The sequence below is a fragment of the Streptomyces virginiae genome, from assembly GCF_041432505.1.
GTDB classification, from domain to species: domain Bacteria; phylum Actinomycetota; class Actinomycetes; order Streptomycetales; family Streptomycetaceae; genus Streptomyces; species Streptomyces virginiae_A.
This window is the reverse complement of sequence record NZ_CP107872.1, coordinates 1-12,040: the sequence shown is the minus strand read 5'-3', so window position 1 is coordinate 12,040 and position 12,040 is coordinate 1. Positions and strand designations below refer to the sequence as shown.

Genomic DNA, 12,040 nt, shown 5'->3' with positions numbered 1-12,040 from the left:
GGGCCATGGGACGTCCTGAACTCCCGGTCGACCACACCGTCCCGGCGCGCGGCGAGCTGGCCGTCGCGCTGCGGGAGCTGCGCGCTGCGGCACGCCTCACCTACGACGACCTCGCGGTGAGCACCGGGGTGTCGGCGGCGACACTCAAGCGTGCGTCCTCGGGCCGGAGCGTGCCGTCCTGGCAGACGGTCCAGGCGATCGTCGACGCCTGCGGCGACCCGGACGGCGCCGTGGGGCACCTGTGGCAGCGCGCCCGGATCAGCGAGCGCGACCGCCTGAAGGGGCTGCGCCGGCCCGGTTCGCCCGAGCTGGTGACGACGGCGGGGGACTTCAGCGAGGCGCTGGAGTACTTCTACGAGCGGGCCGGCGCTCTGCCGCTGCGCCGGCTCCAGGCGCTGGCGGGCGGGTCGCACGTGCTGCCGGTCAGCACGGCCGCGCGGATCGTGCGCCGACAGGCGCTGCCGGCCAGCCGCCAGCAGTGCATCGCCTACCTCACGGCCTGCGGGATCGGGCTGCGCCTGCTGCGGCGCTGGGCGGACGCCTACGACCGGATCACCGCCCCGCGCACCACCGTCCGGGGGCTGAGCGATGCGGATGCAGCCCTGGCCATCAGGAACATGTCCTCCGAACGCATCGGCGAGGGCATCCGCCTCCTCGATTTGCGCCACGATCCCAGCCAATATGCATATGCCGTCGCGCGGGGAAGGACGTTCGTGGAGGAGCTGCTTGCCGACCCGGTGAGGGAGACCTGGCTCCCGACTGAGCGGCATCATCCTCCGTCGCGGCGTCCGCGGGCGGCGTGAGGCGTTCCGGTGCCGGAGGCCGGGCTGGTTTCCGGGTGGCGGTGCAGGGGCTGCGGTGAGGTGCGGCGGGGTAGGTAGGGGGGCCGGGGTGCGGCCTGGCCATCAGGGGCCGCGACGGGGCCGCTCCCCGGTTGTGTCTTGGTGGGCATGGGTGCGGCGGCCGTCCGGTTGGGGCGGCCGCCGCGGTGGTGGGGGTGGGTTAGTCCTGGGCTGCGGTTACGGGCTGGCGGACCGCCCAAGACCGGCCCGGCCAAGTCCCGCTGACCCGCCCGCGAGGAGAGCCCCGACCGTGTCCACCCCCGCACCCGACCCCGCCGCCGAACCGTTCGCCGAGTCGGTGGCCGAAGCCGCCCAGACCGCTGCGGCGGCCTTCCGGCTGATGATGACGATCTCCGACGCCGTACGCCGCGCCGCCCAGAAGCTGCGCGACGGCGAGGAAGCCGAACTCGACCCGGGGGAGAAGAAACTCGTCCCGGGCTGGTGCGACTCCGGCTCGGAGGGTCAGGGGCTCCTGATGGTGCTGCGGACGAGGGCGTAGGGGATCACGCAGAAGGCCGAGAGGGCGCGACGATCATGCAGGTTTCGGCACCGAAGCTGGGAGCAAGTCCTGACTCGATTCTGTTGGAAGTCAGCGGTACTGGGCGGCCTTGTCTCGGGCGAAGGTCTCCAGTCCGCTGCGCGGATGCATGTAGACGTAGCGGTCGGCTGCTCGGATCTGTACGGCGTTGAGCTCGTCGACTGCGGCCTTGGAAATCCTGCCCGTCAAGTTCTTCGGTCCGAGGGCCAGTAGATGCCTGGGACCGATGGGCAGGACGAGGGTGTGGGCATCACCGAAGGCCATGTTGATCGGGAAGGGCCTGACGTCCGTGCGCAGGGTCACGGCCGGGGTGTCCCCGATCAGGAACTGCCCGTTCTCCGGAGCCAGTACCTCCAGATGCCACTCGGCCGCCGCCATGTCGCGGACTTTGTTGAACATGTCCTCGATGCTGGTGCGGAACAGCTCGCCGTTCCCGAAACTCCGGGTGACCTCGGATTGCGCGATGAGGCGCTCGGCAAAGGAGCCGAGGGAGCCGGGACCGGGCAGATGGAGCCCAGTCTGGCGCAGTGCCTCACGGCGTAGGGGCTCCGGAAAGCGCTTGAGGAGTTCGCTGCGGACCTTGCCGCTGACCGTTTTGAACGCGGCAGTGTGCACGCTTTGGTAGCGATGCGACCGTACATAGTGGAGCACGACCAGGTTGCGCAGCACCTCCACATGCGGGGGGTGGGCGAACGGACTGCCAGCCTTCGCAGCGGTGAGGGCAAGTGGTACATGCGTCTCTACCGAATTCCACAGGTCCTCTGCAGTCGCGGAGTCGAAGGCCACGAAGTCCTTGGCCGCGCCGCATGCCCGGGGCCCCTTGAGTTTCTGCCGCCGCTTCGGGTTCTGTACGTCGAACGGCAGAAGCTGTCGGCCGCCGGGGCCAGGCATCGTGAACTCCCGGAGAAGCACCTGGGAGACGAGGTGCTGCGTGGATATGTGTGTCGCGTTCACCCAACAGATTCTGCCAAGGTCCCGGTGCCCACGGCCAAGGTTTTGATCCGGGGAAAGCGTGGAGCTAGTGGAGCTGGCCCTGAGTGAGTGAGATGCGGCGGCCCCTGGCGTTGGAGACCCATACGCCAAAATTCATGACTACCAGCTCCGCTTCATCGTGTACGAAGGACCGGTACAGGAGACACGAAGGGGGCGCCAGTGGGTAAGGCATCGTCGGCGAAGCGCGCGGCCAAGGTCGGAGGCACCCGGGATCACACAGTGCCTCAGATGTATTTGAGGCATTTCGCTCGGCACGCGGCACGCCGCAAGTATGAGTTGATGGTGCGACGGCTCGGCAGGATCGGCGAGCCGTTTCCCGTGACGCCTACCGGTATCGCTGCCGAGACCGGCTACTACTGGGGCATCAGCGCGGATGGAGTCCCTCACCACGCCGTTGAGGAGCTGTTCACCTCCCTGGAAGGTCGCGCCGACTCCGTGTTGAAGGTCCTGCTGAACGACCCCGAGTGGGCCCTCACGCCGCAATGGCCGCTGGGCCCGGACCAGCGCCACGTCCTCGCCTGGTGGATGGCCGCCCAGATCCTGCGCACCACCCGCCAGCGCAAGCGCCTCACCCACCGGCGGGCACAAGCGCCAGACCTCACCGCCGTTCCCGACGAGGTGCACCAGCTCGCCGAGAACAACCCGCACCTGCGCTACATCGTCGAGAACATCGTCACGCTGGCCATCACCCTGGAAGCCCGCCCGTGGGCGCTCGGCTTCAGCGACATGTGCCTACTGACCAGCGACACCCCCGTCGTCGTCTGGAACCGCCCCGACGAAGAGGACCAGATACGCGCCGCCGCACTGAGCGACATCATGCTCCCGCTCGACCCCCACCGCTTCCTGTTCTTGCCAGGGCCCGTGACCCGACAGGACGACCGCCGCAAGGAGGTGGATCACCTGATGCACGCGAGGGGCGCCGTCGGTATGGCGCTCGTGGGGGTGGCGTACGACGTGGCCGACCAGTTCGTGATCCACCACCCGGAGCACGACCCCTGGAAACACTGGAAACCGACCGGCCCCTCACAGCCGAAGTCCTGGGAGGGCGAGACGCACTCCGGTCCGCAGTATGTACTGCAGTACGCCGTGTTCCCGCCCGATCAGAACATCGAACGCCGCTGGACCATCGAACACCCGCCCCCGCGCACTCCAGCTGCTGCTCACTCCTGACCGTACGAAGAGCCAGCGTTTGATCGACGGAAGTGCGTGATACACACCCGCTATTCTGGCGGCCCCTCGGTCGAACCGTACGGCCCGCGGCTTGTGACAAGCCGTGTCGTCACCGGTCCCAGTCGGCTGTGGCGCCTTGGGGGTCCAGGGCATTCGCCGCACGGAGGTCTCTGTGGCTGCCCTGTGCCATCTCCTGATCGTGAGCCGCTTGTGCGCTGGAGCTAAGAGGGGCGATACCCATGCGTTGATGAAATGACTTCTGGGCCGCGACTGCCTGGTCACCTGCCTCCCGTGCCACCTCGGCGCGCAAGCGCCGTGCCACCTCGACTTCACCCACCTCGCGCATGTAGGCGAACGCCTTCTCCGTATAGGCGCGCACACCTGCCCAACCCCGCGGCTTCGACTGCTTGTACGCGGCGATGACAGCGAACAGAAGGAGTTCGTCATCACTGCCCTGATCACCCCATACCCGAGGGGCGATCTTCGACATGACGTACGCGGTGCCGTAGAAACCCTGCTCTCTGGGATCCTCCACCCGCCTGGCGTGCTGAAGGAGGGAATCGGACTTGTTCTCCGGGCTGTCGACTTCCTCCAGCCACCGGCGTACGAAGCGTCCAATGTCCTGACCCGCTACAACGAACTGCGCCTCTTCACCGACCATAGGGTCCCCCAGCTTGAGGTGGATACGGCCAAGCCACTGTGCCAGTTGGCGACGCCTACAAGGGACTCAACCTGCGAAACAAACCGCTGTGACACGCGGAGCGGACAAGCTACCCGCCGCGCCCAGTGCGCCATCGGCCGCAGGGTAGCTCCCCGGACTCGGAGCGCCCCGGCTCCTGACCCCAGTTCTGATGTGGTGCCGGCGGGTGGGTGGCGCTCGGGCGTCCTGTACCTCCCGCAGCCCGCCGAACCCCAGCCGTCCGTGCCGGTACGGCCGTCCTCGGCACGCGCGAAGGCGGACCAGGAGCGGTCGATGTGCCTGCTGAAGGCGATCGACGAGGCCGCCGTCGTCGGGTCCGGCCTGCCGGGGGAGCTGTCGGAGTTCGAGCGGATCGTCCTCTTCGGCGTCGCCGAACTCCCGGGCCAGCAGTACCCGCCACCGGGCCACGACTACCCGCGCACCTGACCCCACGCCGGGCGGGCCGCCTTCTGGTGCACTTCGATGGCTTTGTTCAACGGTCGTAGTCGATGTGGAAGTCGTCACGGGCGAATCCCTCGTTTTGCCGCTGTTGGCGGGTGGGGTTGCTCCGCAGCGGCCCGGAGACGGTGACCTGGTGTTCACGGGTGGCTTGTTCCAGGTGGGGCAGGGAGGTGTAGGCGGCGTCGACCATGTGCTCGTCGGGCAGCAGCCCGCGGCGGGCCAGTCGGGTGTGGATGCCGGGCAGGACCTGGCGCCGGGCCCCCGCCGTCAGCCATGTCGCTCGTGCGGGTGTGATGACGGCATGCTCGGTTTCCGTCGCTGTGGCCGGTACCCCGACAAGGCCGTTGTCGGTGGTGTGGGGGATGCTCGGCGTCATGAGTTCCCCTGTGCCGTCGGTCCGTTCGTCGTGGGACCGCATTGATGCCTGGCTGCGCGTGTACGCCCCCGCCTCGTACGAGATCCTTGCGCCTCCTGCGGATCCCGACCGGATCGAGGCGGCACAAACGGAGATGGGTTTGCGCTTCCCGGTCGACCTCGTCGATTCCTTGCTCTGCCACGACGGCCTGTTGGAGTGGGGCAACCTGTTTCCGGGGGAGATGCCGCAACCGGTTGTGCTGATCGTGGACCACTGGCGGATGTGTGAGGAGATCGCGGGGGACGACGACGACCTCCGCGGTTCTTCCGGGCCGTCGGGCGAGCCCTGGTGGCATGTTCGGTGGATCCCCTGGGCCCATGGCGACGGGGACGCGCAGGTGATCGATATGCGCGAGGGCCCGGAGCAGGGGCGGCTGGGTACCGCGTGCCACGACGGCACCGGCCACTTCGGCGAGGGCTGGCCTTCGCTGGCCGCCTATCTGGCGGAGGTGGCCGACGTCCTGGACCACGGGGGTATGGTCGACGGCTGCGTGCCCTACCTGACCGGCGACGGCGAGCTGTGGTGGTCCTTCGAAGGCGACACCGACCTGAACGGCGCCCCATTGATACCCGCGCCCGCCCCGGGAAGGGAAAAGGCCCTCGCGGCGCGAGCCGGCTGGAGCCTGGCCGAGTTGCTGGGGCCTCCGGTCGGGCCGCCGGATGACGGCGCCACCGCGATCGAGGCGGTCGCCGCTGACTGGGGAGTCGTCCTGCCGGCGGACTACGTGGCCGTAGCAGCTGCGTACGGCGACGCCATGATCTCCGACTACCTGTACTTCTGCGGCGCCCGGAACCTGCGTGTGTACGGGGAGGAATGGAGCCATCGGCTGGCGGGCTCCCCTGCCGTGCCCTGCCCCGTCCTGCCGTCCCCCGGAGGGGCGCTGCTCTGGGGGCACACCATCGAGGGTGATCGACTTCTGTTGGTCCCCCAGGTGGACGGTGCCTGGACCGTATCGGCGTTCCGCAGGGGATGGGGCGACTGGCACGATACCGGGCTCGGCTTCGGCGAGTGGTTCCGCGCAGCCCTCGCCGGTGCGCTCGCCACCGACTGGCTGCCGCAGTGGGAGACGGGCCCCCACCCCGTCGAACGAGTGCATCCTCGGACCGTCTGATCACCTGAGGCACAACGGTGGTGTCTTCCGGCACCCGCTCCGTTCCAGCGGCCGCGCCTGCGTCGGCGGGTACGGGTGCGATGCGGGGCTGGGCTCCGTTGACCGAGAGCCTGGCCGTTCCGCGTGATCTCACCTCGGCAGCCTGCCGCGTGCTCTGAAACTGCTGGGAGTGGAGCCGGCCGCGTACGCCGGGAGGGGGTAGTGGGGTTCTCTGGTGTGTGGGGTCTGGTGTGCGGCACACCTCTGGCACTTTCGACACGAGGTTCCGGTCTGGTCGGGGTTTTCCCGTCGTGCGGGACGCGGGGGACGGGCCGGTCTGAGGTCCTGGGAGTGAGGCCTCGTCGAGCGGGTCGGATGGACCGGCGGTCCTTCCGACTCCTCACCGGCAACAGGCGGCCCCAGCCAGGGGACCGGGCTGGGCACGGTGGTCGGCACCTCCCGGTGCGGGCGCGGCGCACGGTTCACGGGCTGAGCCTCGCGTTGTACTCGTCGGCCCAGGCCGCGATGTCCCGGCCCGCCGGGGGATAACCCGGTGTCCGGGACGGGCTGGAGCGTGTCTGGGACGCTCGCCACGATGCCGGGGCACCTGAACCGCCTGACGGCCGACGGCCTCCTGGAAGCAGGCCACCGGTACGGCCCTGGTGTGCCTCTGCGTGGACGCGAGCCTTCATGACCTCACCACACCGGTGACCGCACGGCCCGCGCCTGCGTCCCGGTTGTGGGTCTCCCGATGGCGGCCCGCTTCCGCTCCGGGATCGACCCCGTCGCGACCCCGCTGAACAGGTTGGATCAAGCTAGGGGCGGGCGTCCATGCGGTGGATGAGCCGGCCGTCGGGGCCGAAGACGTCGATGAAGTAGCCCTTCTTGAAGGACGCCCCCTCCTTCGTCGTCAGGTGGGTGGTGACCGAGGTGTTCTGCCGGCGGAAGGTCGCGTCGGCCTGATCCGCGTTGCGGGTCCGGATGACTATCCGGGGCACGCCTTCCGGTCCGTCCTCGACCTGGATCCCGTACACGTCCGGGTCCCCGCCGGCCGCCCGGTAGCGCTCGGCCAGGGCCAGGGCCTCCTGGGGACCTGCCGTGGCCGTGGATGTCGGACCTGGCATGATCTGCTTTTGGGATTACTCCGTGCAGCCCACCAGCACCGCGGCTGCCGCCACCGCCGTCAGCGCCGTGCCGGCGCCCCGTCGTGATGTGTGCCCCATCTCCAACTCCCCTGTTGCGTAAGGATCCGGCGACCCTACGCGAGGCTCGCCGCGCCCGGAGGACCGGCCCAGTCGGCGCCGAGTTCGGCGAGCTGCGCCTGGTCGGTCGGGTCGCGTTCGGCTTTCTGGTGCACATCGATGGCTTTGTTCATTTCTGCTGGCCGGGCGAGCGTATGTAGTCCACGCCGGGTGGGTCGTGGGGGAGGAATCCCTTCGTGTCGTCCTTCCGCGGGAAGACCACCAGGTAGACCTTGCACAGCTGGGCGGTAGCGGGCCCCTGCGAGTCGAACCTGATCCCGGACCTCTCGTCGGGGTAGGTGTCAAACACCCAGGTTGCCGGTCCGGTGTAGGAACGGGCCGGCGCGTCGGTGGAGTGCCCGCAGTTCGGTCCGGGCCGTGTGACCCGTTCCAGGTCCGCAGTACCGTCCGCCCGGACCGTCAGGCGGCCGCCGTCCGAGCCTTGCCAGACCCCCGCCACATCAGCGATCGCGAGCGGTTCCTCACGGTCCTCGCCCAGCTCCAACCGGAAGGCGGCCACCAACGCCAGGAACAGCGCTGTCGCGCCTATGAACCACCAGAGGGTCCGCCGCCAGTCGGTACGCACCAGGTGCTCCTTCTCGTATCAGCCACGGCCAGACTGCACCTCCTGAAGCTGTTGAAGTCCGGGGTGCTGCGAAAGGAGAGCAGGTTCCGCCCGTCAAGGTTGCTTGTCTGATGATCTTTCATGTCCCGGGCGCCGGGGTGGGCTGCGGCCGCCCTGTGCCGCTGCAGCATGCACGGGCGGGATTCGGTGCCCTCGCCCGCTCTGGGGCAGCAGTACCACTCGGGCCGCCTATAGCCCTCCTACCGCGCCCAGTCGATGCCGAGGTTGGCGAGGGCTGCGAGTTGCGCGGTGTCGAGGCGGTCGCGTCGGGCTTTCTGGTTGCTGATCCAGATGCCGGTGCGGTGCTCCATCCCGTCGGGCAGCCGCTCGACGACGGCCCGCCCCGGCATCCCGCCCTCCCGCGCCACGTACTGCGCGAGGGCCTGGAGGCCTTTCTGGAAGGCGTCCCCGCCCGCCTGCGGCCCAGGCTCCGTAGTCGTCTTCGCCGCCGCCTTGCGGGCCCGTGAGGCCTTCTTCACGCCGAGCGCACCGAGCCGGCGCTGCTGTTCGGTGTTCAGCCGGTCCCAGTTCCTGCGCTGCGCGGCGAGCCACCGCCCGACGTCGTCCCCGTGCCGGGTCACCCCGGGCACGATCGCGGCCGGCCGCGCGCCGTCGGCGAGGAGCTGGGCGAGGTAGGCGTAGTGCCGCTGCCAGTCCACCGTCCACCCCAGCACGGCCGGGTTCCAGTCCGGATCGATCGCGGCCAGCTGAGCGGCCCGCCGCTCCGCGCGTACGGGGTCCTTCCCGAGCCCGCCGGGGCGGCGGATGTTCGTGAGCCACTGCCCGACCTGGACGTCCATGATCGCCACGCCCCGCGGCGCGGCCAGGCTCCCGTGGAGCTCGTAGTAGGCCCGCGCCGCCCCGAGGTTGGCCTCGAAACCGGCGTCGGCGGTGTCCCACACGACCCCCAGATCCTCCAGCTCGGCCGCCCGCTCCCCGGTCATCGTCCCGGCCCGGTACGCCCGCCGCTGGTCCGACAGCCACCTGCCGAGCGGGAACGCCCCCGCCTCCTCCACGTGCTCGTACGGGACGTCCAGATCCCCTTCGCGCTGCCGGTACCGGTAGGCGGCCTCGGCGCCCCGACGCCAGTCCTGCCGTTCGGTGTTGATCACCTGGTAGCTGATCCACTTCGCGATCAGCGCCGGGTCCCGCGGCGTCGCGAACTTCAGCAGCAGCCGTGACTCCTCCTCACCCTCCTCCGGCGCCTTCCCGACCGGCCGCGACGGGTCCACGATCCTTTTCTGATTCGCCTGAGGAATAGCGAGCATTTCCACAGCCTTTTCATCATGCGCCCGCAATCCCGCCAAAACCCGTACCAAAGGCCTATAGGAATTCGACGAAAGCATGTCCTCAGGATTTTCACCCTCCCGCAGAAACACGGGCACGATAAGGGTGGCCATCTTCCCCTCGCCGGGCTTCTGCCGCAAAGCCCGCCCGATCGCCTGGACGATATCGACGGCCGACCCCTTCGGATCGATCAGAGCCACACTGTCCGTGGCCCGAATATCGACGCCCTCGCCCAGGACCCGGCAATTCGAGAGCACGGCACGCCCGGCCCTGCGACCGAATTCCGCGAGCACGGACTGCCGGTGAGAGCCCTGGTGTTCCCCGCACAACCAGCCCGACCACACCCGCTCGGGATGCCGCCCCGGGTCGACGGCGTGCAGCCGCGCGGCGACCCGCTCCAGCCCTACGGCGAAGGCCTCTGCCTCCATGGTTCGGTGGTGGAACGTGATGGTGGTCTGCAGCCCGTACGCCGCCATCGTCTCCAGCAACGCGGTCTGCACCGCCGCGAGCCGCTGCCCCCGCAACTGTTCCTCGTACCGCTCTTCACTGTTCAGCCGTTGTGGAGTGACGACGGGGTCGGTGAGTTCCGCCACCACGATCTGATACTTCGCCAAAAGCCCCCGGGAAATAGCCGAAGCAAGCGAAAGCTCATAAACAACAGGCCCGAACACCCGCACATCGTCCATCGAGCACGCGAGGTCCTTCGGCAGCCGGTCCCACCGCGGCCGCGCCACCCACATCCGCCCCTCCGCCTCGGCCTCCTCACGCTCCCGACGCTCCTCCGCCGCGCGCCGGCGAGCCTCCTCCCGCTCCCGCTCCTGGGACCTCGGCGCCCGCTCCATCCAGATCCGCGGGGTCGCGGTCATGTAGAGCCGGCGCATTGCGGGGATGACCTCCTGCCGGTGGACGTCCGCCCACGCCTTCCCCGCCGACCCCGACGTGCGGTGCGCCTCGTCGACAATCACCAGGTCGAAGACGTCCATCGGTAGCCCGTACGCGCCCTCGTGGGCCTCGGCGATGACCGGCAGCGAGGCGTACGTGGCGTACACCGTGACGGGGCCGCGGCCGTGCCAGAGCCCGAGCTGGGGCGCCGACGTCGTGGTCCGGACGTCGAGCTGCCACAGCTGAGGGTCGTCCTCCAGCGAGCACACCGCGACAGCCGGCCCGGTGTGCCCGGCCAGCCGCCACTCCCGCACCGTCTGCGTGAGGAGATCGAGGGTCGGCAGGAGCACCAGGACCCGGCCGTGCCGGGCGAGCCGGAGCGCCGCCGCGGCCGCCATGAACGTCTTCCCGGTCCCGCACGCGGCCACCACCGTGGCCCGCAGACCCGCCTCCGGAATGTGTTTCCCAGGAGGAATATCCAGCCCTCGGACAATGGCCTCCACCGCCTCCTCCTGGTGAGGACGCAGCACGATGTCACCAGACTTCTGCATTCGACACTCCGTGAAATCGAAGCGGTGGGACAGACCCGCCGGGGGAGGGGTTGTGGTGTTCTCGGGATCCTACACAGCTACACGCCGCATCTCCGCCGTGATGCATACTGATGACTGTACTTGAACGGGCCCTCTGCCAGTGGGCCCTTCGCTCTCCCGGGGGTAGGAGTGGGCATGTGGCGAGTCAAGAAGAACGAGGACAGGGAGCAGTGGGCGTGGAGCCCGCTGGTTGCTGTCGGACCGCTCGAGTTCGGCATGAGGTCGGACGAAGTCGCGGAGGCGTTCGGCGAGCGGACCATAGGCGGGGGAGAGCGCCGTGAAGGGCATGAGCACTTTCAAGATCGGGGGGTCATGGCCTACTACACGGATGCTGGCCACCTGGCTGCGGTGGGTCTGTCCGCCGCAACAGGCCCGCAGCTCACTCTGGGAGGCATTCCCTTGGTCGGACAACCGGTCGAACAGGCGCGGTCCCAAACGGTGCAACGCCTGCTCGGTTATGCGGAGGAGCAAGGTCTGCGGTTCTCCTGGCTTCCATCCGGAGACCCGGCACTGCAGCAGCTCGGTCTTGTCGTGCGCAGAGTGCAGGTTGGCGACGCTGTTCTGAGTCGCCCGTTGCTCATGTACAGCGGATGGTCCTGGGGCGGCATGTGGGAGGAGTTCATCCCGGGCCAGGAGTGGATGACCAGTCCTTGACAGCCAGGCCGCAGGATCGCGGACGGCAGCGGTACCGGTCCCAGCCACCTGCTGCTTCCTGAACTGGGTTGAGGACGGGGCTGGCGCTGGCAAGCGTTTGCATGGCCCTTTTTCCCCGGCCGCCGGTTGGGTCGTGACCACCCCCGCGCAGACCGGGAGGTTTATGCCGTTGGGTTTCCAGTGCTGGAGGCTTCGCCACCGGCCCCGTCGAAGCGGACCTTAGCCGGGGCCACTGACATCGCCGCCGGCACCCGACAGACCACCCCCGGCCCCTCACCGCTGCCAGCCGGCCCGCGGCAGCGGGCCCAGGTCCTGGAGGCGAAGCCGGAAGGACCAGGAGTGGGAGCGTCAGCGGACGCCCCAACGGGCCGAAGGCCCGTCGATGACCGCGCTTGCGCGGTCATCTGGTGATGCGTCAGCGCCACCGGCCCGGCGCTTGCGCCGGGCCTTCCCCTGGACGTCCGCTTGCGGACGTCGATTCCCGCGCGAGCGCGGGAATCTGGCGAAGCGTCAGCGAAGCCCGCCCGGAGCGCAGCGAAGGGCTTCCCTCCTGAGCGCGCCAGCGCTCAGGT

At 69.2% G+C, this 12,040-nt stretch carries 12 protein-coding genes; 6 read left to right on the top strand and 6 right to left on the bottom strand.

Annotated elements, in window-relative coordinates:
* The first annotated feature begins 5 nt into the window (after positions 1–5).
* Both OG624_RS41310 and OG624_RS41305 read left to right on the top strand, forming a co-directional pair.
* Positions 6–803: a helix-turn-helix domain-containing protein gene (locus tag OG624_RS41310; protein WP_331720975.1), complete on the top strand. Its 798-nt coding sequence runs from the start codon at positions 6–8 to the stop codon at positions 801–803.
* Positions 804–1,092: 289 nt separating this feature from the next.
* A complete protein-coding gene (locus OG624_RS41305; protein WP_033226859.1) occupies positions 1,093–1,341 on the top strand; it encodes a hypothetical protein in 249 nt (82 codons plus the stop codon).
* A 90-nt stretch (positions 1,342–1,431) separates the two neighbouring features.
* Here the strand turns inward: OG624_RS41305 and OG624_RS41300 are convergent, their stop codons facing one another.
* Positions 1,432–2,334: a DUF4238 domain-containing protein gene (locus OG624_RS41300; RefSeq protein ID WP_331720974.1), complete on the bottom strand. Its 903-nt coding sequence runs from the start codon at positions 2,332–2,334 to the stop codon at positions 1,432–1,434.
* Positions 2,335–2,532: 198 nt separating this feature from the next.
* Between OG624_RS41300 and OG624_RS41295 the strand changes: the two genes are divergently transcribed.
* Positions 2,533–3,543, top strand: coding sequence for a DUF4238 domain-containing protein (locus OG624_RS41295; protein ID WP_331720973.1), 1,011 nt, complete (start codon positions 2,533–2,535; stop codon positions 3,541–3,543).
* A gap of 109 nt (positions 3,544–3,652) precedes the next feature.
* Here the strand turns inward: OG624_RS41295 and OG624_RS41290 are convergent, their stop codons facing one another.
* On the bottom strand, positions 3,653–4,204 hold the full coding sequence (locus tag OG624_RS41290) for a hypothetical protein (protein WP_033226861.1): 552 nt from the start codon (positions 4,202–4,204) through the stop codon (positions 3,653–3,655).
* Between the two features lie 312 nt (positions 4,205–4,516).
* Between OG624_RS41290 and OG624_RS41285 the strand changes: the two genes are divergently transcribed.
* Positions 4,517–4,669, top strand: coding sequence for a hypothetical protein (locus OG624_RS41285; RefSeq protein WP_158712018.1), 153 nt, complete (start codon positions 4,517–4,519; stop codon positions 4,667–4,669).
* A 46-nt stretch (positions 4,670–4,715) separates the two neighbouring features.
* Here the strand turns inward: OG624_RS41285 and OG624_RS41280 are convergent, their stop codons facing one another.
* Positions 4,716–5,060: a hypothetical protein gene (locus OG624_RS41280; RefSeq protein ID WP_033227199.1), complete on the bottom strand. Its 345-nt coding sequence runs from the start codon at positions 5,058–5,060 to the stop codon at positions 4,716–4,718.
* Between OG624_RS41280 and OG624_RS41275 the strand changes: the two genes are divergently transcribed.
* A complete protein-coding gene (locus OG624_RS41275; RefSeq protein WP_331720972.1) occupies positions 5,059–6,210 on the top strand; it encodes an SMI1/KNR4 family protein in 1,152 nt (383 codons plus the stop codon). The two genes, OG624_RS41280 and OG624_RS41275, sit on opposite strands and share 2 nt — an antisense overlap.
* A gap of 794 nt (positions 6,211–7,004) precedes the next feature.
* Here OG624_RS41275 and OG624_RS41270 read toward each other — a convergent pair.
* The 3 genes from OG624_RS41270 to OG624_RS41260 form a co-directional block, all read right to left on the bottom strand.
* Positions 7,005–7,313, bottom strand: coding sequence for a hypothetical protein (locus tag OG624_RS41270; RefSeq protein WP_331720971.1), 309 nt, complete (start codon positions 7,311–7,313; stop codon positions 7,005–7,007).
* Positions 7,314–7,560: 247 nt separating this feature from the next.
* Complete coding sequence (locus OG624_RS41265) at positions 7,561–8,016, bottom strand: hypothetical protein (protein ID WP_331720970.1); 456 nt, start codon at positions 8,014–8,016, stop codon at positions 7,561–7,563.
* Positions 8,017–8,255: 239 nt separating this feature from the next.
* A complete protein-coding gene (locus OG624_RS41260; RefSeq protein ID WP_331720969.1) occupies positions 8,256–10,775 on the bottom strand; it encodes a DEAD/DEAH box helicase in 2,520 nt (839 codons plus the stop codon).
* 174 nt (positions 10,776–10,949) lie between these two features.
* Here OG624_RS41260 and OG624_RS41255 point away from each other — a divergent pair, with 174 nt between their 5' ends.
* Positions 10,950–11,468 carry a hypothetical protein gene (locus OG624_RS41255; RefSeq protein ID WP_051764070.1) on the top strand — a complete coding sequence of 173 codons (519 nt, stop codon included), beginning with the start codon at positions 10,950–10,952 and terminating at the stop codon, positions 11,466–11,468.
* Positions 11,469–12,040 lie beyond the last annotated feature (572 nt).

Bases quoted from the DNA above. Each gene is read 5' to 3' on its own strand.
- OG624_RS41280 (WP_033227199.1), bottom strand. From the start codon at position 5,060: ATGACGCCGAGCATCCCCCACACCACCGACAACGGCCTTGTCGGGGTA.
- OG624_RS41260 (WP_331720969.1), bottom strand. From the start codon at position 10,775: ATGCAGAAGTCTGGTGACATCGTGCTGCGTCCTCACCAGGAGGAGGCG.
- OG624_RS41285 (WP_158712018.1), top strand. From the start codon at position 4,517: ATGTGCCTGCTGAAGGCGATCGACGAGGCCGCCGTCGTCGGGTCCGGC.
- OG624_RS41290 (WP_033226861.1), bottom strand. From the start codon at position 4,204: ATGGTCGGTGAAGAGGCGCAGTTCGTTGTAGCGGGTCAGGACATTGGA.
- OG624_RS41310 (WP_331720975.1), top strand. From the start codon at position 6: ATGGGACGTCCTGAACTCCCGGTCGACCACACCGTCCCGGCGCGCGGC.
- OG624_RS41270 (WP_331720971.1), bottom strand. From the start codon at position 7,313: ATGCCAGGTCCGACATCCACGGCCACGGCAGGTCCCCAGGAGGCCCTG.
- OG624_RS41255 (WP_051764070.1), top strand. From the start codon at position 10,950: ATGTGGCGAGTCAAGAAGAACGAGGACAGGGAGCAGTGGGCGTGGAGC.
- OG624_RS41275 (WP_331720972.1), top strand. From the start codon at position 5,059: ATGAGTTCCCCTGTGCCGTCGGTCCGTTCGTCGTGGGACCGCATTGAT.